General features: G+C 56.9%; 21 protein-coding genes and 1 riboswitch. Of the genes, 12 read left to right on the forward strand and 9 right to left on the reverse strand.

Annotated elements, in window-relative coordinates; all coding sequences use genetic code 11:
* Positions 1-15 precede the first annotated feature (15 nt).
* The gene (gene bacA, locus Q1L34_RS03300) at positions 16-837 is read left to right on the forward strand and encodes an undecaprenyl-diphosphate phosphatase (protein WP_004867807.1); all 822 of its coding nucleotides are present in this window, start codon (positions 16-18) and stop codon (positions 835-837) included.
* 27 nt (positions 838-864) lie between these two features.
* Here the strand turns inward: bacA and Q1L34_RS03305 are convergent, their stop codons facing one another.
* Both Q1L34_RS03305 and Q1L34_RS03310 read right to left on the reverse strand, forming a co-directional pair.
* A complete protein-coding gene (locus Q1L34_RS03305) occupies positions 865-2,106 on the reverse strand; it encodes a multifunctional CCA addition/repair protein (RefSeq protein WP_004867806.1) in 1,242 nt (413 codons plus the stop codon).
* Positions 2,107-2,167: 61 nt separating this feature from the next.
* Positions 2,168-2,788 carry a TIGR04211 family SH3 domain-containing protein gene (locus Q1L34_RS03310; protein ID WP_004867804.1) on the reverse strand — a complete coding sequence of 207 codons (621 nt, stop codon included), beginning with the start codon at positions 2,786-2,788 and terminating at the stop codon, positions 2,168-2,170.
* 214 nt (positions 2,789-3,002) lie between these two features.
* Here Q1L34_RS03310 and Q1L34_RS03315 point away from each other — a divergent pair, with 214 nt between their 5' ends.
* From Q1L34_RS03315 to glgS, 4 genes are all read left to right on the forward strand, one after another.
* Complete coding sequence (locus Q1L34_RS03315) at positions 3,003-4,301, forward strand: CYTH domain-containing protein (RefSeq protein ID WP_136342677.1); 1,299 nt, start codon at positions 3,003-3,005, stop codon at positions 4,299-4,301.
* 21 nt (positions 4,302-4,322) lie between these two features.
* The gene (gene glnE / locus Q1L34_RS03320; RefSeq protein ID WP_160873386.1) at positions 4,323-7,160 is read left to right on the forward strand and encodes a bifunctional [glutamate--ammonia ligase]-adenylyl-L-tyrosine phosphorylase/[glutamate--ammonia-ligase] adenylyltransferase; all 2,838 of its coding nucleotides are present in this window, start codon (positions 4,323-4,325) and stop codon (positions 7,158-7,160) included.
* Between the two features lie 58 nt (positions 7,161-7,218).
* Positions 7,219-8,652, forward strand: coding sequence for a bifunctional D-glycero-beta-D-manno-heptose-7-phosphate kinase/D-glycero-beta-D-manno-heptose 1-phosphate adenylyltransferase HldE (hldE, locus tag Q1L34_RS03325; protein ID WP_015585701.1), 1,434 nt, complete (start codon positions 7,219-7,221; stop codon positions 8,650-8,652).
* Positions 8,653-8,914: 262 nt separating this feature from the next.
* On the forward strand, positions 8,915-9,124 hold the full coding sequence (gene glgS, locus Q1L34_RS03330) for a cell surface composition regulator GlgS (RefSeq protein WP_004867793.1): 210 nt from the start codon (positions 8,915-8,917) through the stop codon (positions 9,122-9,124).
* Between the two features lie 31 nt (positions 9,125-9,155).
* On the opposite strand, the gene ubiK is transcribed toward glgS, so the two are convergent.
* Positions 9,156-9,425 (reverse strand): ubiquinone biosynthesis accessory factor UbiK, encoded by a 270-nt coding sequence (ubiK, locus tag Q1L34_RS03335; protein ID WP_004867791.1) that lies wholly within the window; start codon positions 9,423-9,425, stop codon positions 9,156-9,158.
* 120 nt (positions 9,426-9,545) lie between these two features.
* Positions 9,546-9,697, forward strand: a riboswitch (FMN riboswitch).
* 105 nt (positions 9,698-9,802) lie between these two features.
* On the opposite strand from ubiK, the gene ribB reads away from it, so the two are divergent.
* Positions 9,803-10,456, forward strand: coding sequence for a 3,4-dihydroxy-2-butanone-4-phosphate synthase (ribB, locus tag Q1L34_RS03340; protein WP_004867787.1), 654 nt, complete (start codon positions 9,803-9,805; stop codon positions 10,454-10,456).
* 57 nt (positions 10,457-10,513) lie between these two features.
* Here the strand turns inward: ribB and zupT are convergent, their stop codons facing one another.
* Positions 10,514-11,284 (reverse strand): zinc transporter ZupT, encoded by a 771-nt coding sequence (gene zupT / locus Q1L34_RS03345; RefSeq protein ID WP_032718261.1) that lies wholly within the window; start codon positions 11,282-11,284, stop codon positions 10,514-10,516.
* A gap of 194 nt (positions 11,285-11,478) precedes the next feature.
* Between zupT and ygiD the strand changes: the two genes are divergently transcribed.
* On the forward strand, positions 11,479-12,270 hold the full coding sequence (gene ygiD / locus Q1L34_RS03350) for a 4,5-DOPA-extradiol-dioxygenase (RefSeq protein ID WP_004867783.1): 792 nt from the start codon (positions 11,479-11,481) through the stop codon (positions 12,268-12,270).
* A 48-nt stretch (positions 12,271-12,318) separates the two neighbouring features.
* Here the strand turns inward: ygiD and Q1L34_RS03355 are convergent, their stop codons facing one another.
* The 3 genes from Q1L34_RS03355 to tolC form a co-directional block, all read right to left on the reverse strand.
* Positions 12,319-13,479 (reverse strand): glutathionylspermidine synthase family protein, encoded by a 1,161-nt coding sequence (locus Q1L34_RS03355; protein ID WP_004867780.1) that lies wholly within the window; start codon positions 13,477-13,479, stop codon positions 12,319-12,321.
* Between the two features lie 5 nt (positions 13,480-13,484).
* Entirely contained in the window at positions 13,485-14,156 is a 672-nt protein-coding gene (locus tag Q1L34_RS03360; protein ID WP_004867777.1) for a DUF1190 family protein, read from the reverse strand.
* Positions 14,157-14,327: 171 nt separating this feature from the next.
* A complete protein-coding gene (tolC, locus tag Q1L34_RS03365) occupies positions 14,328-15,800 on the reverse strand; it encodes an outer membrane channel protein TolC (RefSeq protein ID WP_004867776.1) in 1,473 nt (490 codons plus the stop codon).
* Between the two features lie 195 nt (positions 15,801-15,995).
* On the opposite strand from tolC, the gene nudF reads away from it, so the two are divergent.
* Genes nudF through parE form a run of 5 tightly spaced genes read left to right on the forward strand, consistent with a single transcriptional unit; the run spans position 15,996 to position 20,400 of the window.
* Positions 15,996-16,628: an ADP-ribose diphosphatase gene (nudF, locus tag Q1L34_RS03370; protein ID WP_004867773.1), complete on the forward strand. Its 633-nt coding sequence runs from the start codon at positions 15,996-15,998 to the stop codon at positions 16,626-16,628.
* Positions 16,625-17,047 carry a DUF1249 family protein gene (locus Q1L34_RS03375; protein WP_004867771.1) on the forward strand — a complete coding sequence of 141 codons (423 nt, stop codon included), beginning with the start codon at positions 16,625-16,627 and terminating at the stop codon, positions 17,045-17,047. The genes nudF and Q1L34_RS03375 overlap by 4 nt, the downstream gene beginning before the upstream one ends.
* Positions 17,048-17,071: 24 nt before the next feature.
* A complete protein-coding gene (cpdA, locus tag Q1L34_RS03380) occupies positions 17,072-17,899 on the forward strand; it encodes a 3',5'-cyclic-AMP phosphodiesterase (protein WP_004867768.1) in 828 nt (275 codons plus the stop codon).
* Positions 17,899-18,474, forward strand: a complete 576-nt coding sequence (gene yqiA / locus Q1L34_RS03385) for an esterase YqiA (RefSeq protein WP_004867764.1) — start codon at positions 17,899-17,901, stop codon at positions 18,472-18,474. Before cpdA ends, yqiA begins: the two co-directional genes overlap by 1 nt.
* 30 nt (positions 18,475-18,504) lie before the next feature.
* Entirely contained in the window at positions 18,505-20,400 is a 1,896-nt protein-coding gene (gene parE, locus Q1L34_RS03390) for a DNA topoisomerase IV subunit B (protein WP_004867763.1), read from the forward strand.
* A gap of 79 nt (positions 20,401-20,479) precedes the next feature.
* Here parE and Q1L34_RS03395 read toward each other — a convergent pair whose 3' ends face one another.
* Positions 20,480-20,794 (reverse strand): putative quinol monooxygenase, encoded by a 315-nt coding sequence (locus Q1L34_RS03395; protein WP_004867760.1) that lies wholly within the window; start codon positions 20,792-20,794, stop codon positions 20,480-20,482.
* A 35-nt stretch (positions 20,795-20,829) separates the two neighbouring features.
* The gene (locus tag Q1L34_RS03400; RefSeq protein ID WP_004867755.1) at positions 20,830-21,411 is read right to left on the reverse strand and encodes an NAD(P)H-dependent oxidoreductase; all 582 of its coding nucleotides are present in this window, start codon (positions 21,409-21,411) and stop codon (positions 20,830-20,832) included.
* Between the last annotated feature and the right edge of the window lie 6 nt (positions 21,412-21,417).

Below are 21,417 nucleotides of genomic sequence, written 5' to 3' on the forward strand. Positions count from 1 at the left end.
TAAAGGGTTTATTGGATGAGCGATATACACTCGCTGCTGGTGGCGGCAATATTGGGTGTGGTTGAAGGGTTAACGGAATTTTTACCTGTTTCCAGTACTGGCCATATGATTATTGTCGGCCATCTGCTGGGCTTTGAAGGCGAGACGGCAAATACTTTTGAGGTGGTCATTCAGTTAGGTTCTATTCTTGCCGTTGTCGTCATGTTCTGGCGTCGTCTGTTTGGTCTGATCGGTATTCATTTCGGTAAACCACCGGAACATGAAGGTCAGGGAAGCGGCCGTTTATCGCTGATTCATATTTTATTAGGGATGGTTCCGGCGGTGGTGCTGGGTCTGTTGTTCCACGATACCATCAAATCGTTGTTCAACCCGGTCAACGTCATGTATGCGCTGATCGTGGGTGGCCTGCTGCTGATCGCGGCGGAAGTGCTGAAGCCAAAACAGCCGCGTGCCGTCGGTATTGATGATATGACCTATCGCCAGGCATTTATCATCGGCTGCTTCCAGTGCCTGGCGCTGTGGCCCGGTTTCTCTCGCTCCGGTGCGACCATTTCCGGTGGGATGCTGATGGGCGTAAGCCGCTATGCGGCGTCAGAGTTCTCCTTCCTGCTGGCGGTGCCGATGATGATGGGGGCGACCGTGCTGGATGTGTATAAGAGCATCGGTTTCCTCAACGCCAGCGATATTCCGATGTTTGCCGTCGGCTTTATTATGGCGTTCATCGTGGCGCTGATCGCGATTAAAACCTTCCTGCAGCTGATTAAACGTATTTCGTTTATCCCGTTTGCTATCTACCGTTTTGTCGTCGCGGCAGTGGTTTACGTTATCTTCTTCTGAGTTTTCAGCGCCGGTAAAACCGGGCCCTCAGTCGCAAGGCTGAGGGCAGCGCTCTTCCTTCCACTTCGCGACCGCCAGTATGCGGCGCCGCGTCAGCTCCTCACGAATCTCCGGCCCTTTAAAGCCCTGAGCAACCACCTCTTTCGTAGAGACCGATTGGGCGACCTCCCAGGCTTCAAGCAGCAGGCGTCCCTGCGGATAATCGCGGGCTTCGAATCCGGTACGTCCGCGCACATCGGCTTCGCTGGTTAAGGCGATTTGCATGACCCGCTGCGGCTTACGCCAGGCGTCGATATTATCAAACAGTTTGACCAGCGTTTTGGGCTGCAGTATTGGCAGGGTATGAATCAGGTCGTGGAATTCGGCGACCAGCTTCGCCAGATCGCGAATGTCGTTCGGTACGCGCAGACGGGCGCAGAGCTGCTCGACCAGCCTGACGCCTGCCGGACCGTGGCCGTGATGGCGCGGCCAGAGCGCTTTTGGCGTCAGCCCTTTGCCGAGATCGTGACATAGCGTTGCAAAGCGAACGTCAATCTCCGGCGACAGCATTGCCGCCATCGTCAGAGTCATCAGCGTATGTACACCGGTGTCGATTTCCGGGTGCCATTTAGCCGGTGCCGGAACGCCGTACAGCGCGTCAATTTCCGGGAACAGCACGCCGAGCGCGTGGCAGTCGCGTAAGGTCTGGAAAAAGACCTGGGGATTACGGGTGCCAAGGGCGTTTTCCGTCTCCTTCCAGACCCGTTCTGGCGTCAGATGCGCCAGTTCGCCGGCGTCGGCCATGGCGCGCATCAGCGCCATTGTTTCGTCGGCAATACGGAAGCCCAGGTGGGCATAGCGGGCGGCGAAGCGCGCCACGCGCAGAACGCGCAGCGGGTCTTCGCTGAAGGCGGGTGAGACGTGGCGCAGCAGGCGCAGACGCAAATCGGCCTGGCCGCCGTAGGGATCGATAATCAGGCCATCGGCATCCTGAGCCAGCGCATTAACCGTCAGATCGCGGCGCAGCAGATCCTGTTCCAGCGTGACGTCCGGGGCGGCATAGCAGGTAAAACCGGTGTAGCCGGAGCCTGATTTACGCTCGGTACGTGCCAGAGCATACTCTTCCCGGCTTTTCGGGTGCAGAAATACGGGGAAATCGCGGCCTACCTGCTGGTAGCCCGCCTCAAGCAACTGCTCAGGCGTGGCGCCAACCACGACCCAATCTCTGTCTTTGACCGGTAGCCCTAATAACGCATCCCGAACTGCACCACCGACCAGATAAATCTTCACGCCTGACTCTCCCGTATCCACTTTGCTCAAGATGATACGTAAGTCTGGCAGAGAAGACGAATTAGTTCATCCACCGGTCTTTACGTTTACGGCTCGGGACCAGATGCGGCAGCACCAGACCGAGCAGCAGTCCGACGCCAAGCACGCCGCCGCCGTACATAAACCACTGCATGATAATAGTGCGCTGCTTATCATCCAGCTGCAGATTCGCGGCATTCACCTTCTTCTGGGCGACAACCAGCTCATTTTTCAGCTTTTGGTTTTCATCTTTCAGCGCGTTGATGACGGTATCGCTGCCGGCGACCTTTTTCTGCATGTCGGCGGTGCGCTGATTCCAGGTGGTGTCGATGTTATTGAGTTTGTCGGTCAGGGTTTTCACCTGATTTTCCAGATCCGGCACGCGGGTGCGCAGGCTGGGCTCGGTGCTCAGCTCTTTCAGCGGAATCCACGCGGTACGGCCGTTGCCGTCGCGGATCTGGGCATAACCGGTGCTGTCATTGGTCTGCAGCAGAGAAACTTCTTCCCCGGCGTTAATGGTGCCCTGAAGACGATAATTATCGCCCGGCCCCGTGCGAACCCAGGTGTTCAGTTCATCAGAAACATAGCGTTTTTCTTCTGCATGAACCGCCGTGGCGGCGCTGAGCGCCAGCAAAGTAAAAGTGATAAGGCGTAATTTTGGCATCAGGTCATCGTTTGATCATAAAAAGTTGAACGATAGTAGTGGCATCGCCATAGCGACGCAAAGTTTTCTGCCACAATCGGAAACATCCGGGAGGTGGCCCGGCAAAATGCGCATTGCATGGAGAATCGCCGCAAAATACTATCTACTGACAAAAAATATCGGCGATAGTTCGCCGTATTTTCCCGGCAGCGCAAAGAAGCGGAAGAATTCAGTCATGGCTCAAGAAATCGAATTAAAATTTATCGTCTCCGACAGCGGCGTGGAAACACTGCGCCAGCACCTTAACGCGCTTAATGCCCAGCACACGCCTGCGGGTCAATTGCTCAATATTTACTATGAAACGGCGGATAACTGGCTGCGCCGTCACGATATGGGACTGCGCATCCGTGGCGATCGCGGTCAGTATGAAATGACCCTGAAAATCGCCGGGCGCGTGGTGGGTGGGTTGCATCAGCGTCCGGAATTCAACATCCCGCTGGCAAGCCCGGAACTGGCGCTGGAACGCCTGCCTGCCGAAGTCTGGCCGCAGGGCGAACTGCCCGCGGATCTGGCGCAAAACGTACAGCCGCTGTTCAGTACCGATTTTGAACGTGAAAAATGGGTGGTCAGCGAAGGGGAGAGCCAGATTGAAATTGCGCTCGATCGCGGGGAGGTGAAAACCCCCGAGCATCAGGAGGCGATTTGCGAGCTGGAGCTGGAACTGCTCTCTGGTAAGACGGAGGATGTGCTGGCGCTCGCCCGTCGTCTGCTGGAAACCGGCGTGCTGCGCCAGGGAAGTCTCAGCAAAGCGGCGCGCGGCTACCATCTTGCCCATGGGAACGATGCGCGCCCGGTGCAGCCATTCGGCGTTCTGCAGGTGGCGCCAAAAGCCAGCGTAGAGCAGGGTCTGGAGGCGTCGCTGGAAAACGCGCTGGCGCACTGGCTCTATCATGACGAGGTCTGGAGCCGCGGTAATCCGATGGCAAAAGGGGAAATCCTTCGCGCCATCGCCCGGATACGTCATGCGCTGGTGCTGTTTGGCGGTATCGTGCCGCGTAAGGCCACCGCGCAGCTGCGCGAACAGCTTGGGGAAGCGGAAGCTGCCCTGACGGAGGCTGGAAAGGATCCGGCGGCGCTGTTCAGCATTGCCGCAGTCAGCGCGAAGCTCGCGTTGACCGAATGGCTGGTGAGCCGTAGCTGGCGCGCCTTTTTAAATGAGAACGCGCAGAAGAAGATCGCCGGCTCTTTTAAACGTTTCGCCGATATCCAGCTTTCGCGGGCGGCGGCGGAGTTAAAAAATGCGTTCCAGCAGACGCTGGGGGACGATTACGACGGCCAGCTGCCGCGTCTGGCCCGCGACATAGACTGCATTCAGCTGCTCGCCGGCGCCTATGCCGATGCTGCGGCCTCCTGGCTGGAGAACTGGCTGGAAGTCCGTCGCGCTATTGAGCACAAAGATCGCAGCGTCATTGAATATTTCCGCCGCCAGGCGCTGGCCGCGGAGCCATTCTGGCTGCATAGTGGAAAACGATAATTTCAGGCCAGGGAGACCCCTATAATGCCGCTTTCTTCACAGTTACAGCAGCACTGGCAGACGGTTGTAGACCGACTGCCGGCGGATTTTCCATTATCCACGTTAAGTCCGCAGGCGCAGTCGGTGATGGCGTTCAGCGATTTCGTCCAGCAGAGTCTGGTGGCGCAGCCGCAGTGGCTGACCGAGCTTGAAAACTCGCCCCCCGAGGCGCAGGAGTGGCGTCACTATGCCGACTGGCTACAGGCCGCCCTGGCCGGTGTCAACGACGAAGCGACGCTGATGCGTGAGCTGCGCCTGTTTCGCCGCCGGATCATGGTGCGCATCGCCTGGGCACAAGCGCTGTCGCTGGTCAGTGAAGAGAGCAGTTTGCAGCAGCTAAGCGCGCTGGCGGAGACGCTGATTGTCGCCGCCCGCGACTGGCTTTACACCGCCTGCTGTAACGAATGGGGAACCCCTACCAGTGCCGAAGGTAAAGCGCAGCCGCTGCTGATCCTCGGGATGGGGAAACTGGGCGGAGGCGAACTCAATTTCTCGTCGGACATCGATCTGATTTTTGCCTGGCCTGAACATGGCGCAACCCGCGGCGGACGCCGCGAGCTGGATAACGGGCAGTTCTTTACCCGCCTCGGGCAGCGGCTGATTAAAGTCCTCGACCAGCCGACGCAGGATGGCTTTGTTTATCGCGTTGATATGCGCCTGCGCCCCTTCGGCGACAGCGGGCCGCTGGTGCTGAGCTTTGCCGCGCTGGAAGATTACTATCAGGAACAAGGGCGCGACTGGGAGCGCTACGCGATGGTCAAAGCGCGGATCATGGGCGATAACGAAGGCACCTATGCCAACGAACTGCGCGCCATGCTGCGGCCCTTCGTCTTCCGTCGCTACATCGACTTCAGCGTGATCCAGTCGCTGCGTAATATGAAGGGGATGATTGCCCGTGAAGTTCGTCGTCGCGGGCTGAAGGACAATATCAAGCTCGGTGCGGGCGGTATCCGCGAAATCGAATTTATCGTACAGGTCTTCCAGCTGATCCGCGGAGGACGCGAACCGGCGCTCCAGCTGCGGGCGCTGCTTCCGACGCTGGCGGCGATCGATGAGCTGCACCTGCTGCCGGAAGGCGATGCTGCCCGGTTGCGTGATGCCTACCTGTTCTTACGTCGCCTGGAAAACCTGCTGCAAAGCATCAATGACGAGCAGACGCAAACTTTACCGCAGGATGCGCTTAATCGCGCTCGCCTGGCGTGGGGGATGCATGTTGATGACTGGGAAACGCTGACCGCGCAGCTGGAAGAGAAAATGGCCAGCGTACGGCGAGTGTTCAACGACCTGATTGGCGATGATGAAGCGCAATCACCGGATGAGCAGCTGGAGGAGTACTGGCGTGAGTTGTGGCAGGATGCGCTGGAAGAGGATGACGCCAGCCCGGCGCTGGCCCATCTTGCGGATGACGACCGTCGCAGTGTGCTGGCGCTGATTGCCGATTTTCGTAAAGAGCTGGATAAACGCACTATCGGCCCGCGCGGGCGCCAGGTGCTGGATCAGCTGATGCCGCATCTGCTCAGCGAAGTGTGTTCGCGTGCCGATGCGCCGGTGCCGTTGGCGCGGATTACGCCGCTGTTGACCGGTATCGTCACCCGAACCACTTACCTGGAATTGCTCAGCGAGTTTCCCGGTGCGTTGAAACATCTGATTAGCCTCTGCGCCGCTTCGCCGATGGTTGCCAGTCAGCTGGCGCGCCATCCGCTGCTGCTGGATGAACTGCTGGATCCCAATACGCTGTATCAACCGACGGCGACCGATGCCTATCGCGATGAGCTACGTCAGTATCTGCTGCGGGTGCCGGAAGAGGACGAAGAGCAGCAGCTGGAGGCGCTGCGCCAGTTTAAGCAGGCGCAGCTGCTGCATATTGCCGCCGCCGATATTGCCGGTACGCTGCCGGTAATGAAAGTGAGCGATCACTTAACCTGGCTGGCCGAAGCGATGATTGATGCGGTGGTCCAGCAGGCGTGGATGCAGATGGTGGCGCGTTATGGCCAGCCGACGCACCTGCATGACCGCCAGGGGCGTGGTTTTGCGGTCGTCGGTTACGGGAAACTGGGGGGCTGGGAGCTGGGCTACAGTTCTGACCTTGACCTGGTGTTCCTGCATGATTGTCCGATGGAGGTGATGACCGACGGGGAGCGCGAAATCGACGGTCGCCAGTTCTATCTGCGCCTGGCCCAGCGCATTATGCACCTCTTCAGCACCCGCACCTCTTCAGGGATTCTCTACGAAGTGGATGCTCGCTTACGTCCGTCTGGTGCGGCGGGTATGCTGGTCACCACTGCCGATGCGTTTGCCGACTACCAGAAGAATGAGGCCTGGACCTGGGAACATCAGGCCCTGGTGCGTGCCCGCGTAGTCTATGGCGATCCGGCGCTGCAGGAGCGTTTTGATACCATCCGACGCGATATCCTCAGCACGCCGCGTGAAGGGGCGACGCTGCAGACCGAAGTGCGGGAAATGCGGGAGAAAATGCGCGCTCATCTCGGCAATAAGCATCGGGATCGCTTTGATATTAAAGCCGATGCCGGGGGCATTACCGACATTGAATTTATTACCCAGTATCTGGTCCTACGCTATGCGCACGATAAACCGAAGCTGACGCGCTGGTCTGATAACGTGCGTATTCTGGAACTGCTGGCGCAAAACGACATTATGGATGATGAAGAAGCGCAGGCGTTGACCCATGCGTACACCACGCTGCGCGATGCGCTGCATCATCTGGCGTTGCAGGAACAGCCGGGGAACGTCGCCCCGGACGCCTTTACCCATGAACGTCAGCAGGTGAGCGCCAGCTGGCAGAAGTGGTTGATGGCTTAACTAAAAAACCGGGTGTGCTATTATCGCGCGCAAAGTTTGTATCTCGCAGGAGAGAGTCATGAAAGTAACGCTGCCGGAGTTTGAACGTGCAGGAGTGTTGGTGGTTGGCGATGTCATGCTGGACCGCTACTGGTATGGTCCCACCAGCCGTATTTCCCCCGAAGCCCCGGTACCGGTGGTCAAGGTGGAAAATATCGAAGAGCGTCCCGGCGGTGCGGCAAACGTGGCGATGAACATCGCCTCTCTCGGTGCGACCTCTCGCCTGGTTGGCCTGACCGGGATTGATGACGCAGCGCGTGCGCTCAGTAAGGCGCTGGCGGATGTCAACGTGAAGTGCGATTTTGTCTCCGTGCCGACTCACCCGACTATCACCAAGCTGCGCGTGCTGTCGCGCAACCAGCAGCTGATCCGCCTGGATTTCGAAGAGGGATTCTCCGGCGTCGATCCGCAGCCCATGCACGACCGCATTCAGCAGGCGCTGGGTACCATCGGGGCGCTGGTATTGTCCGATTATGCAAAAGGCGCGCTGGCCAGCGTGCAGACCATGATTAAGCTGGCGCGCGATGCCGGCGTACCGGTGCTGATCGATCCGAAAGGCACCGATTTTGAACGCTATCGCGGCGCCACGCTGCTGACGCCGAACCTCTCCGAATTTGAAGCCGTAGCGGGCAAGTGCAAAGACGAAGCGGATATTGTCGAACGCGGCCTGAAAATTATTGCGGATTTCGAACTCTCTGCGCTGCTGGTGACTCGTTCCGAGCAGGGGATGACGCTGTTGCAGCCGGGCCGTCCGCCGCTGCATATGCCGACTCAGGCGCAAGAAGTGTATGACGTCACCGGTGCCGGCGATACGGTCATTGGCGTGCTGGCGGCGACGCTGGCCTCCGGCAACACTCTGGAAGAGGCGTGCTACTTTGCCAACGCGGCGGCCGGCGTCGTGGTCGGCAAGCTGGGGACATCCACCGTTTCACCTATCGAGCTGGAAAACGCCGTGCGCGGGCGCGCGGAGACCGGGTTCGGCGTGATGAACGAAGATGAACTGAAACAGGCCGTTGCGGCGGCGCGTAAGCGCGGCGAGAAAGTGGTGATGACCAACGGCGTGTTTGACATTCTGCACGCGGGCCACGTCTCTTATCTGGCTAATGCGCGCAAGCTCGGCGATCGCCTGATCGTTGCGGTCAACAGCGATGCGTCGACCAAACGTCTGAAAGGCGAGTCTCGTCCGGTTAACCCGCTGGAGCAGCGTATGATCGTGCTCGGCGCGCTGGAAGCCGTCGACTGGGTCGTCTCATTTGAAGAGGATACGCCGCAGCGCCTGATTGCCGGCATTCTGCCGGACCTGCTGGTCAAAGGCGGCGACTATAAGCCGGAAGATATCGCGGGTAGCGAGGAAGTCTGGGCGAACGGCGGCGACGTTCTGGTGCTGAACTTTGAAGATGGTTGCTCTACGACCAACATCATTAAGAAGATCCAGAAAGACAGCGGTAAGTAATTTGTCGCGCCGGGCGGGCGTCCTGGGGGAGCGGGTTGCGTATCGCGAGGCCGAAGAAACCCGGATAACGTCCGACAAAAATAGCCGACGATCGTCAGATCGCCGGCTTTTTTTTATTTATTGATGACAGAGATGATTCAGCGCAATAAACAGGCGATTTGAGCGCATTTTTCGTACAGAAAGCGTTAGCGTAAGTATAAATACTGAAGTCAGTAGAAAGCATATGACCAATCAGAACACACACGGCTGAAGGAGTATGCGGATGAATCATCACGAACTGTATTCAATGAAGAACTTTGATTTTCTGGCCCTGAGTTTCGCCAGAATGCATGCACAAGGACACTCCGTTGATCTCCAGGCTATAGTCGGCAATATGGATGAAGATCATCGTGAATGGTTTTGCCAACGGTATGAGCTCTACTGCCGTCAGGTGAGTGAAGAGGCAGCGTCGGAACCAGAGCTAGAACACTGAAACAACAACGGGCCTGAGGGCCCGTTATTTTTTACTGCTTCTCTTCGACGGTCGGGGCGGCCGCGCGGCTTTCCAGATCGCTGATTCGCTGCTCCAGCAGCGCCAGTTTTTCGCGGGTGCGCAGCAGCACCTGCGTCTGCACATCAAACTCTTCGCGACTGACCAAATCCAGGCGGGTCAGCTGTGACTGGAGTACCTGACGGATCTTTTTCTCGACATCTTCCCCAAGATCGCGAAGGCCTTTCGGCATCGATTCATGGACCTGGCGGGCGATTTGTTCAATTTTTTTCGGGTCAATCATGGTGGTTTCCTGCTCTGGTCGATTTATCGCTCATTGTAGTGCGATCGACGCTGCCTATAAACCAGAAATGTTTGAAGCTTATGCATTGCCGATGATAATCAATAGCGTTATAGTGATCTCGCTTATTCTCAGGGCGGGGCGAAATTCCCCACCGGCGGTAAATCAACCATGGCGTTGAAAGCCCGCGAGCGCTTTCTGCAACAGCAGAAAGGTCAGCAGATCCGGTGTAATTCCGGGGCCGACGGTTAAAGTCCGGATGGGAGAGAGTAACGGCTCAGTCGGGTTTCGATCCGCTTGCGTTGACTTTTGCCGCTAAACCGGCGCTCCTAAGACTGCCCTGATTCTGGTAACCATAATTTTAATGAGGTTTATTTACCATGAATCAGACGCTCCTTTCCTCTTTTGGTACCGCTTTTGAACGTGTGGAACACGCTTTAAATGCACTGCGCGAAGGCCGCGGTGTGATGGTGCTTGATGATGAAGACCGTGAAAACGAAGGCGACATGATTTTCGCCGCTGAAACCATGACCGTTGAGCAGATGGCGCTGACCATTCGCCACGGCAGCGGCATTGTCTGCCTGTGCCTGACCGATGAACGCCGTAAGCAGCTTGACCTGCCGATGATGGTGGAAAACAACACCAGCGCATACGGCACCGGTTTTACCGTGACCATCGAAGCTGCAGCAGGCGTCACCACCGGCGTTTCCGCCGCTGACCGCGTGACCACCGTGCGCGCGGCCATTGCCGACGGCGCTAAACCTTCCGATCTCAACCGTCCAGGCCATGTCTTCCCGCTGCGTGCGCAGCCGGGCGGCGTGTTGACCCGCGGTGGTCATACTGAAGCGACCATCGATCTGGTGACGCTGGCGGGCTTTAAGCCGGCTGGCGTGCTGTGTGAACTGACGAACGACGATGGCACTATGGCGCGGGCGCCAGAGTGCATTGCGTTCGCACAGAAGCAGAATATGGCCGTGGTCACCATTGAAGATCTGGTGGCCTATCGCCGCGCACATGAGCGCAAAGCCAGCTGATTCTGGCCCCGCCTCATGACAAAGCCCACCTCAGCGTGGGCTTTGTTGTTTTTGCCATCAGCCAATGCCCATTGCCTGCAGCGCAACCAGACTTAATCCCATCACCGACATGCCGCACAGTACGCCATAGCTTGGGTTGCTCTGCGGATCGATCTCTTTTGCCAGCGGCATCAGCTCATCGACCGACAGCGCCACCATGATCCCGGCAACGGCGGCCATAATGGCGCCCATTATGACCGGTGACACCAGACTTCCGAGGATCAGCCAGGCCAGCAGGCCGCCGAGAATTTCCGCCATACCGGAAAGCCCTGCCCAGAGTACCGCCTTATACCGTGAACCGGTGGCGGCATAAACCGGCCCGGCCACCGCCAGCCCCTCGGGAATATTGTGTAAAGCGACCGCCAGCGCGACGCCCATGCCCAGCTCGAGGTTATTACTGGCCGTTACAAAGGTGGCGATCCCTTCCGGAAAGTTGTGCAGGCTGATGCCCAGAGTCAACAACATGGCGGTTCGGCGGAGGTTACGCGGACGCGGCATACCCGGCGACATTAGATCCTGCGGATGCGCGTGGGGCAGCATACGGTCAAGCGCAAAGTATCCCAGCAGGCCGATGACAAACATGCCGTAACCGAGCAGCGGCGACATGCCCTCCGCGTTCAGCGCGGCGGGCAGCATCTCCATCAGCGAGATAAGCAGCATGATACCCGCGGCAAAGCCCAGGGAAAATCCCAGCAGCCGGTTGGATGGCTTCTGACCCAGGACGCCAAAAATAGCCCCGATGAATGTGGCGCTACCCGCCAGCAGCGTCAATATTAAGGGTGACGACATTATTCATTTCCTTTGATAATGATTATCATTAATGATATCCAGATTATCAGCTCACGACGAGAGGGCGATGCGACCCTTTACAGCGAATTACATTCAAATTTTCTGACGATCATCATCATGCTTATCTGAGTTTATCCTGATGCAAAAAAGCGTAATGTTGAGGCATCACAATTCCTCTGTTTAAGGATATCACCATGTCCCGTACCCGAATGCCAGCGTTGTTTTTAGGCCACGGCAGCCCGATGAACGTGCTGGAAGATAACGTCTATACCCGCGCCTGGCGGCAGCTGGGCGAAACATTGCCGCGGCCAAAAGCTATCGTTGTAGTCTCTGCGCACTGGTTTACTCGCGGTACCGGCGTCACGGCTATGGAAACGCCGAAGACGATCCACGATTTTGGCGGCTTCCCGCAGGCGCTGTACGATACGCATTACCCGGCTCCCGGTTCTCCTGAACTGGCGCAGCGTCTGGTTGAGCTGCTGGCGCCGGTGCCCGTGACCCTGGATAAAGAAGCCTGGGGCTTCGATCATGGCTCATGGGGCGTGCTGATAAAAATGTACCCCGATGCGGATATCCCGATGGTGCAGCTGAGCATCGACAGCACCAAACCGGCAGCCTGGCATATGGAAATGGGACGTAAGCTGGCGGCGCTACGCGATGAAGGTATCATGCTGGTGGCGAGCGGTAACGTGGTGCATAACCTGAGAACGGCACGCTGGCATGGCGAGAGCACGCCTTACCCGTGGGCGGAATCATTTAATGACTACGTCAAGACCAACCTGAGCTGGAAGGGACCGGTTGCAGAGCATCCGCTGGTGAACTATCTGGCGCATGAGGGCGGATCGCTTTCTAATCCGACGGCGGATCACTTCCTGCCGCTGCTCTACGTTCTGGGTACCTGGGACGGTGAAGAGCCGATAACTATTCCGGTGGAAGGGATGGAGATGGGATCGCTGAGCATGCTGTCGGTGCTGATTGGGGCGTAGAAGGTAGCGGAAAAACCCCGGCAGGCGTTAGCGCGGCCGGGGCAGATCTTATTCGACGAAAATGTGCGGGTAGAAACGCGACAGATCCTGGGTGATCAGCGCCCGATCCTCGCGTACGCCAATCCCGGCGGGCATATCGTTGATGAGCCAGCTGCCGATCAGCGTGTAGCTGTCACCAAACTTCGGCAGCGGATAGAACTCCTGCACGATAGTGCCTTCTTCTCCGTATGGACCCTCTACCGCTTCCAGTACTTTGCCGTTTTCCACGATCGACACGTTGGCCCCTTCACGGGAGAAGATCGGCTTAATGACGTACTTCTCCATCTCCGGATGCGCATCTTCGCTGAAGTAAGCCGCCAGCAGATTAGGGTGGTTCGGAAACATCTCCCACAGCAGCGGAAGCAGAGCTTTGTTCGAGATGATGCTCTTCCACGCCGGTTCGAGCCAGCGTACGCCCGCGTCTTCCAGTTTGGTAGAGAACATCTCGCGCAGCATATACTCCCACGGGTAGAGCTTGAACAGGTTGCCAATCACCTGATCCTGCAGGTCGGTAAACTGACCTTTTTCACCCAGGCCGATATCTTCGATATACAGAAACTCGGTCGCCACACCCGCTTCTGCGGCACAGTCCTGCAGATACTGCACGGTACCGCGATCTTCTTCGGTATCGCGGCAGCAGGCCATATGCAGCAGCTGGAAGCCAAACTGTTCGCGCAGCTCGGAAAAACGCTCGATCAGCTTTTCCTGCAGGCTGTTGAACTGGTCGCTGCCTGCTGGCAGCTGGCCGGCGTTGATCTGATCTTCCAGCCAAATCCACTGGAAGAAGGCGGCTTCATACAGCGAGGTTGGGGTATCGGCGTTGTTCTCCAGCAGCTTCGGTTCGCCCACGCCGTCCCATGCCAGATCGAGACGCGAGTAGAGCGACGGCTGGTTGGTTTTCCACGACTGGCGCACGAAGCCCCAGGTATGTTTCGGAATGCGGAACTTCGCCATCAGCTCATCGCTGGCGACGACTTTTTCCACTGCCTGCAGGCACATCTGGTGTAGCCCGGCGGTGACCTCTTCAAGCTTTTCAACCTGGGCCAGCGTCAGTTTGTAATAGGCCTCTTCGCTCCAGTACGGCTCGCCATACATGGTATGAAAGTTGAAGCCGTATTCGGTCGCCTTCTCACGCCAGTCCGGGCGTTCCGTGATGCTGATTCTTTCCATGTGATTTAGCCGCCCATTGAGCGTTTAGTCGAACTGGTGCCTGCAGCGCTGCGCTGCATAGCAGATTGCTTCGCGACCGACTCACCAAACCCGCCGCGAGTGACGGTGCTGGTGGTGGCGGGTTTTGGTGCCATCGCTGTTTTCGGTACATTCATCGTCCGGCCCGGCTGTGCGGCGCCGTAGCTCTTACCGCCGGCATCGGTGTACTGACCATAGGCTGGGCTGGCCGGGTTTTTCGAGCTGAACAGCGGCTGCTGTGCGCCCATGCCGCCACCCATCATACGGCCCATCATGTAGCCTGCCATCAACGGCATCCAGAAGCTGCCGCTGCTTTGTGCCTGCGCCTGGTTTTCTGGCGCGACGCCTGCCTGAGCCGGCGTTTGCTGGCACTGGCCTTCGCCGAATTCAGCGACGCAATCTTCGCGCGTGGCGTATTTCGGCGCGGTACGTACCGCTTCCTTCTGCGCGTTGTTGAAAGCGGTGGTGCATTCTGCGCTTTTGCCCGGGTTGGCTGCAGAGCAGTCATCGGCGTTTTGGTACAGAGAAACCGTCTCGTCGGTTTTTTCACAACCGGCAAGCATAAATACGGCCGTAACGGCAAGGGCGACCGGCGTCAGATGGCGCGCGCTCCAGCTTTTACGGAACGAGGCATGATTGATATTTTTTGTCCGTTTCATATTTGTCTTCCAGGACCCAGTGGTATTGCGGTTTGTTAACGCTCAGGATAGAGGATGAGTGGTGGAAAATGAAGCGAAGAGGGAGGGAAAGGAGGGGATCTTTACGTTGCCTTACGTTTAGCGCTTCGCTTAGCGGAATTCGTTAAGCGAAGCGCCATGACGCAACGACGATTACTGGCGGAAAGGATTCGCGCCGCTGGTTTTCGTGGTGCGGGTCGAAGCCGGTGTTGCCGCCGGGGCTGCATTGCTGCTGTAGCCATCAGCGTTAGCATCCTGCTGCGGGGTTTCCGGTGCGACGCTATCTGGTGATGTCGAGACCGGTTTGCCCAGCGTGTTGTTCAGCGCCAGCAGATCCTGCTCGTTCAGAGTACCGAGCGCAGATTTAATGTTCAGCTGGTTAATCAGGTAGTTATAACGTGCGCTGGAGAGCTGCTGCTTCGCGTTGTACAGAGTGGTGGTGGCATCCAGGACGTCGACGATGGTACGCGTCCCCACGGAATAGCCGGCTTCCATCGCATCAAGGGAGCTCTGCGCAGAGACCACCGCCTGTTTGTAGGCGTTGATGCTGCTGATAGAGGCGTTGATGTTATTAAAGGAAGAACGAACGGTCTGAACTACGCTGCGATGTGAGCTTTCCAGCTGTTCGCTGGCGCCAACGAAGTTGTACTGCGCCTGTTTCACCTGCGAGTTCACCATCCCGCCCTGATACAGCGGCAGCGAGAAGCTCAGGCCAATTTTGTTCTGCCCGGCATCAGTGTCGCCATAGCGCGTTGGATCGTTGGTTTTTGAACCGTTGTAGGTGGTGTTTGAGATCCCGGTCGAGGCGGTTAAATCCAGGGTCGGCAGATGGCCGTCCTGCGCCTGGCGAATCTGTTCGCGGGCGAGGTCCTGGTTCAGACGCGCCTGCAGCAGCGACAGGTTGCGGTTTTCCGCTTCCTTCAGCAGCGCATTTACCGTCTGCGGTTTGTTGGTTTTAAAGCCGTCAACGTTCAGCGATGCCAGCTCCGGATAGTAGTTGCCGGTTACCTGGCGCAGCGCTTCTACCGCGTTGTCGAGGTTGTTGCGTGCGGTCACTTCGTTTGCCAGTACTGAATCGTACTGTGAACGGGCGTTCTGCACGTCGGTGATCGCCACAAGGCCAACGTTAAAGCGCTGTGTGGTCTGATCCAACTGGCGGTAAATTGCCTGCTTCTGCGCTTCGGTATAGGAAAGCGTATCAATCGCGCTGAGGACGTTAAAGTAAGCCGTGGCGGTGTTCAGAATCAGCGTTTGCTGGTCAGTCTGATAGGTGACATCCTGAATACCGGCCGCTTTTTCCTGCAGCGTCAGGGCGCGCCACTTCGACATATCAAACAGGGTCTGCGTTAACTGCAGCGAGCCGCTGGTGACGTTCGAGTTCACGCCGTTGCTGTCGCGATAGCCATTGGTGTAAGTATAATCTGCGCCCAGACCAAGCTGAGGCAGTAACGGGCTACGTGCTTCATTGATCTTCTCGAATGCAGCATCACGATCGGCTGCTGATTTACGCAGGTCAGGGTTGCTGACGCGCGCCTGCTGATAAACCTGCATCAGGTTTTCTGCCTGGCTCATGGCGCTGAAGCCAGTCAGGCCCAGACCGATGAGGATGGGGAAAAGTTTCTTCATTTGCATTCCTTGTTGTGAAGCATAAAGCGCTGCCCAAATTCTAAATATATTTGCTGATTGTATCGAGTCTGCCGCGGTAAAAAGTTGGCGTTACGTGCCATCCGGCGGTAATTTGCACCAATCTAACATACAGGCTGTAAAACGATAGCCAAACGGCTTATAAATCCTTACTTTCGGATGCGCAGGACAGAGACAATGAGCAAGCCCAATCAGCAAGGAATCACCTTCTCTAAAAACGATGTAGAAATTATTGCACGCGAAACGCTTTATCGTGGTTTTTTTTCGCTGGATTTATACCGTTTTCGCCATCGCCTGTTTAACGGTGGAATGAGCGGCGAGGTGACGCGCGAAATTTTTGAGCGCGGGCATGCCGCAGTCTTGCTACCCTTTGACCCGGTACGTGATGAAGTGGTGCTGGTCGAGCAAATCCGCATCGCCGCGTATGATACCAGCGAGAGCCCGTGGCTGCTTGAAATGGTCGCCGGTATGATTGAGGACGGTGAGACCCCCGAGGACGTTGCCCGCCGCGAAGCGGTAGAAGAAGCCGGGCTGGTCGTCGGGCGGACAAAACCGGTCTTGAGCTACCTGGCCAGCCCAGGCGGCACCAGCGAAAGACTGTCGATTCTGGTCGGTGAAGTCGATGCCACAACGGCAAAAGGGATTCACGGTCTGGCGGATGAAAATGAAGACATCCGGGTGCATGTGGTAAGCCGGGAGCAGGCTTATCAGTGGGTTGAAGAGGGGAAAATCGACAACGCGGCCTCTGTCATCGCCTTGCAATGGCTGCAATTGCATTATCACAATTTACGTAATGAGTGGACAAAATGAAGCGTTATACACCTGACTTCCCGGAAATGATGCGCCTGTGTGAAACCAATTTTGCTCAGTTGCGCCGCTTGTTGCCTCGAACCGATGCAGCCGGCGATGTCGCGGGCTATCAGGTGGGCAATGCGCAATATCGATTAACTATCGTCGAGTCGACCCGCTACACTACATTAGTGTCAATTGAGCAGACGGTTCCGGCGGTAAGTTACTGGAGTTTACCGTCAATGACGGTACGTCTGTATCATGACGCGATGGTCGCTGAAGTGTGTTCGACTCAGCAGATCTTTCGCTTCAAAGCAAAGTATGATTATCCTAATAAAAAGTTGCATCAACGCGACGAAAAGCATCAAATTAATCAGTTCCTGGCGGACTGGCTGAGATACTGTTTAGCACATGGAGCGATGGCGATTCCGGTTTGTTAGCGTCGTGAAACCTAAGGACACCATTTGGAAAGCCTGTTGAATCTGCCTCTGGCTGGTGAGACCAGAGTCAGGATATTACAAATTACTGATACTCACCTGTTTGCTGAAAAACATGAAACGCTGTTAGGTATCAATACCTGGGAAAGCTACCAGGCCGTGCTGGATGCCATCCATGCCTCACAGCGTCCATGCGATCTTATAGTAGCAACAGGCGATCTGGCGCAGGACCATTCAGCCGCGGCCTATCAGCACTTTGCTGAAGGTATCGCGAGTTTTGCCGCGCCCTGCGTCTGGTTGCCAGGCAATCATGACTTCCAGCCGGCGATGTACAGCACGCTGCAGGAATCAGGTATTTCCCCGGCCAAAAGGGTCTTGCTGGGCGATCGTTGGCAAATATTGCTGTTGGACAGCCAGGTGTTTGGCGTTCCCCACGGCGAGCTGAGCGATTTTCAGCTTGAGTGGCTGGAGCAGAAGCTGGCGGAAGAGCCTGAGCGTTATACGCTGCTGCTGTTGCATCATCATCCGCTCCCTTCGGGTTGTAGCTGGTTGGATCAACACAGCCTGCGGAACGCCGGGGCTCTGGATCGTGCGCTGGCCGCTTTCCCGCGCGTAAAACATTTACTATGCGGCCATATTCACCAGGAACTGGACCTCAACTGGAACGGGCGGCGGATGATGGCCACTCCCTCGACCTGCGTACAGTTTAAGCCGCATTGCGCCAATTTTACCCTGGACACCATTTCTCCCGGCTGGCGCTGGCTGGAACTGCACGCCGACGGTACCTTGACCACGGAAGTTTGCCGCCTTAACGGCGTGAAGTTTCACCCGGATATTGCTTCAGAAGGATACTGATGGCTACGCTCCTTTATCTGCATGGTTTTAACAGTTCACCGCGGTCGGCAAAAGCGACGGCGTTGAAGGACTGGCTGACGCAGACCTTTCCCGAGATTACGATGGTGGTGCCTGAGCTACCCGCCTACCCGGCAGAAGCGGCGGAGATGCTGGAAGCCATTGTGCTGGAACGCGGCGGGGAACCGCTGGGGGTGGTGGGGTCTTCGCTGGGAGGCTACTATGCCACCTGGCTATCGCAGTGTTTTATGCTGCCGACGGTGGTGGTTAACCCGGCGGTACGCCCGTTTGAACTGCTGAACAATTTCCTTGGCCCCAATGAGAATCCGTACACGGGGCAGCAATATGTGCTAGAGTCACGCCATATTTACGATCTCAAAGTCATGCAAATCGACCCGCTGGAAGCGCCTGATTTAATCTGGCTGCTGCAGCAAACGGGCGATGAAGTGCTTGATTACCGCCAGGCCGTTGCTTACTACGCCTCATGCCGGCAGACGGTAGAGGAGGGCGGCAATCACGCATTTGTCGGCTTTGAAGATCATTTCACTCAGATTATCGATTTTCTGGGTCTGCGTTAAGCGGCCCTGGATGACCTACGAATACACACCATGACGCAATCTTCATATAACGCTGATGCCATTGAGGTACTCACCGGGCTAGAGCCGGTTCGCCGCCGTCCGGGGATGTACACTGACACAACACGTCCTAACCATCTCGGCCAGGAAGTTATTGATAACAGTGTGGATGAAGCACTGGCTGGCCATGCGAAACGCGTGGAGGTCATTCTTCATGCCGATCAATCGCTGGAAGTGATCGACGATGGACGCGGGATGCCGGTTGATATCCACCCGGAAGAAGGGGTTCCGGCGGTTGAGCTGATCCTGTGCCGGCTGCATGCGGGCGGCAAATTCTCCAGCAAGAACTACCAGTTCTCGGGTGGCCTGCACGGGGTGGGTATTTCGGTGGTCAACGCCCTGTCGAAGCGTGTGGAAGTGAACGTCCGCCGCGATGGCCAGATCTACAGCATCGCCTTCGAGAACGGCGATAAAGTTGAAGATCTTCATGTCACCGGTACCTGCGGTAAACGCAATACCGGAACCAGCGTGCATTTCTGGCCGGATGAGAGCTTCTTTGACAGTCCGCGTTTTTCCGTCTCGCGTCTGACGCATGTACTCAAAGCTAAAGCCGTGCTTTGCCCCGGGGTCGAGATTGTCTTCCGTGACCAGGTAAACAACAGCGAACAGCGCTGGTGTTACCAGGACGGCCTGACTGATTACCTGTGCGAAGCGGTGAACGGCCTGCCGCTGCTGCCGGAAAAACCGTTCGTCGGCAACTTCTCCGGCGAAACCGAAGCGGTCGACTGGGCGCTGCTGTGGCTACCGGAAGGCGGGGAGCTGCTGACCGAAAGCTACGTTAACCTGATCCCGACCATGCAGGGCGGTACCCATGTTAACGGCCTGCGCCAGGGGCTGCTCGAAGCGATGCGCGAGTTCTGTGAATATCGCAATATCCTGCCGCGCGGCGTGAAGCTGTCTGCGGAAGATATCTGGGATCGCTGTGCCTACGTGCTGTCGGTGAAAATGCAGGATCCGCAGTTTGCCGGTCAGACCAAAGAGCGCCTCTCTTCGCGTCAGTGCGCGGCGTTTGTCTCCGGGGTGGTGAAAGATGCCTTCAGCCTGTGGTTGAACCAGAACGTTCAGGCCGCGGAGCTGCTTGCCGAGATGGCCATCTCCAGCGCTCAGCGCCGGATGCGCGCTGCCAAAAAGGTGGTTCGTAAAAAGCTGACCAGCGGCCCCGCGCTGCCGGGCAAGCTGGCGGACTGTACCGCCCAGGATCTGAACCGTACCGAGCTGTTTCTGGTGGAAGGGGACTCGGCAGGCGGTTCTGCCAAGCAGGCGCGCGACCGGGAATATCAGGCGATTATGCCGCTGAAGGGTAAAATCCTTAATACCTGGGAAGTCTCATCTGATGAAGTGCTGGCCTCGCAAGAGGTGCACGACATTTCGGTGGCGATCGGTATCGATCCGGACAGCGACGACTTAAGTCAGCTCCGCTACGGCAAGATTTGTATCCTCGCGGATGCGGACTCCGATGGCCTGCACATTGCCACGCTGCTGTGTGCGCTGTTTGTGAAGCACTTCCGCACGCTGGTGAAGCACGGGCACGTCCACGTTGCGCTGCCGCCTTTGTACCGTATCGATCTCGGCAAAGAGGTTTACTACGCGCTGACGGAAGAAGAGAAAGCCGGCGTGCTGGAGCAGCTCAAACGTAAGAAGGGCAAACCGAACGTACAGCGCTTTAAAGGGCTGGGTGAGATGAACCCGATGCAGCTGCGTGAAACCACGCTTGACCCGAATACCCGCCGCCTGGTTCAGCTGATTATCAGTGATGAGGATGAGCAGCAGACTACCGCGATGATGGATATGCTGTTAGCCAAGAAACGTTCGGAAGACCGTCGTAACTGGCTGCAGGAGAAAGGGGATATGGCGGATCTGGAAGCCTGACCTGCTGTTTAAGCAGAACTGGCGCTCCGCCAGTTCTGACTCACTTCTGGTTTTTTCTTTGTGCGCAGGGTGCGCAGGCTTAAATGCCGGACTGCAGGATACGGATACTGGTCTCCAGCACGTCGCCTTTCACCGCTTCAGCGTATGCTTTCATATGCGGAGTTTGCAGATGCGCTTCAAGATGGGCAACGCTTTCCCACTGTTCAACCATGACGATCGAATCCGGAGAGGTGCTCTGGAAACTCACGCCGGCAGCGTGGTCCACCAGCGGCGCATAGCCGTGGCAGCCCTCTTCCTGTAAAACCACCGGAACAAGTTTTGCAAACTGATCAAGTACCGCCTGGCGATGATGTTGGCCCGGGCGTGTACGAATTTCTGCGATCACTGTCAACATGATTAACTCAACTCCTTCTGTATGTAGACCTTTAGTTAACCAAAAATCTGCGCCAGATGCTTGCGATATTCTGCTATGTCACGTGGAACATCCGGCATTTTAATGACGTCGTTGGCGATAAAGGTCGGCAGAGGGGTCATGCCGAGGAACTGGTTGGCTTTATGGAACGGCAGATAAACACCGTCAACGCCCACGCCGTGGAAGAACTGATCCTTATCGGTGAAGGCATCCATCGGTGCGTTCCAGGTCAGGGAGAGCATGTATTGCTTGCCCTGAATCAAGCCGCCGGAACCATATTTCTTGCTGGCGTCGGAGCGGGTGCGTCCGTCGCTGGCATACAGCGAGCCATGCCCTTCGGTGAAGACGTCATCAATATATTTCTTCACGGTCCACGGCGCGCCCATCCACCAGCCCGGCATTTGCCAGATAACCACGTCGGCCCAGAGGAAATTCTGTACTTCTTGCCGGACGTCGTAATCGCTTTCCGCACGAACGATTTTAACATCATGCCCGGCGTCGCGCAGATAACCATCCGCGACCTCGGTCAGGGTGTCATTCAACTGGCCGTTTGAATGGGCGAATTTCTTCGCGCCGTTGATAATCAGGATGTTGCTCATTTTTTA

Source organism: Klebsiella ornithinolytica (assembly GCF_030505655.1).
Classification (GTDB): domain Bacteria; phylum Pseudomonadota; class Gammaproteobacteria; order Enterobacterales; family Enterobacteriaceae; genus Klebsiella; species Klebsiella ornithinolytica.

Excerpts from the sequence above, each read along its gene's own strand:
- bacA (WP_004867807.1), top strand. The coding sequence starts at position 16 with ATGAGCGATATACACTCGCTGCTGGTGGCGGCAATATTGGGTGTGGTT.
- Q1L34_RS03310 (WP_004867804.1), bottom strand. The coding sequence starts at position 2,788 with ATGCCAAAATTACGCCTTATCACTTTTACTTTGCTGGCGCTCAGCGCC.
- Q1L34_RS03315 (WP_136342677.1), top strand. The coding sequence starts at position 3,003 with ATGGCTCAAGAAATCGAATTAAAATTTATCGTCTCCGACAGCGGCGTG.
- hldE (WP_015585701.1), top strand. The coding sequence starts at position 7,219 with ATGAAAGTAACGCTGCCGGAGTTTGAACGTGCAGGAGTGTTGGTGGTT.
- glgS (WP_004867793.1), top strand. The coding sequence starts at position 8,915 with ATGAATCATCACGAACTGTATTCAATGAAGAACTTTGATTTTCTGGCC.
- ubiK (WP_004867791.1), bottom strand. The coding sequence starts at position 9,425 with ATGATTGACCCGAAAAAAATTGAACAAATCGCCCGCCAGGTCCATGAA.
- ribB (WP_004867787.1), top strand. The coding sequence starts at position 9,803 with ATGAATCAGACGCTCCTTTCCTCTTTTGGTACCGCTTTTGAACGTGTG.
- zupT (WP_032718261.1), bottom strand. The coding sequence starts at position 11,284 with ATGTCGTCACCCTTAATATTGACGCTGCTGGCGGGTAGCGCCACATTC.
- ygiD (WP_004867783.1), top strand. The coding sequence starts at position 11,479 with ATGTCCCGTACCCGAATGCCAGCGTTGTTTTTAGGCCACGGCAGCCCG.
- Q1L34_RS03355 (WP_004867780.1), bottom strand. The coding sequence starts at position 13,479 with ATGGAAAGAATCAGCATCACGGAACGCCCGGACTGGCGTGAGAAGGCG.
- Q1L34_RS03360 (WP_004867777.1), bottom strand. The coding sequence starts at position 14,156 with ATGAAACGGACAAAAAATATCAATCATGCCTCGTTCCGTAAAAGCTGG.
- tolC (WP_004867776.1), bottom strand. The coding sequence starts at position 15,800 with ATGAAGAAACTTTTCCCCATCCTCATCGGTCTGGGCCTGACTGGCTTC.
- nudF (WP_004867773.1), top strand. The coding sequence starts at position 15,996 with ATGAGCAAGCCCAATCAGCAAGGAATCACCTTCTCTAAAAACGATGTA.
- Q1L34_RS03375 (WP_004867771.1), top strand. The coding sequence starts at position 16,625 with ATGAAGCGTTATACACCTGACTTCCCGGAAATGATGCGCCTGTGTGAA.
- yqiA (WP_004867764.1), top strand. The coding sequence starts at position 17,899 with ATGGCTACGCTCCTTTATCTGCATGGTTTTAACAGTTCACCGCGGTCG.
- parE (WP_004867763.1), top strand. The coding sequence starts at position 18,505 with ATGACGCAATCTTCATATAACGCTGATGCCATTGAGGTACTCACCGGG.
- Q1L34_RS03395 (WP_004867760.1), bottom strand. The coding sequence starts at position 20,794 with ATGTTGACAGTGATCGCAGAAATTCGTACACGCCCGGGCCAACATCAT.
- Q1L34_RS03400 (WP_004867755.1), bottom strand. The coding sequence starts at position 21,411 with ATGAGCAACATCCTGATTATCAACGGCGCGAAGAAATTCGCCCATTCA.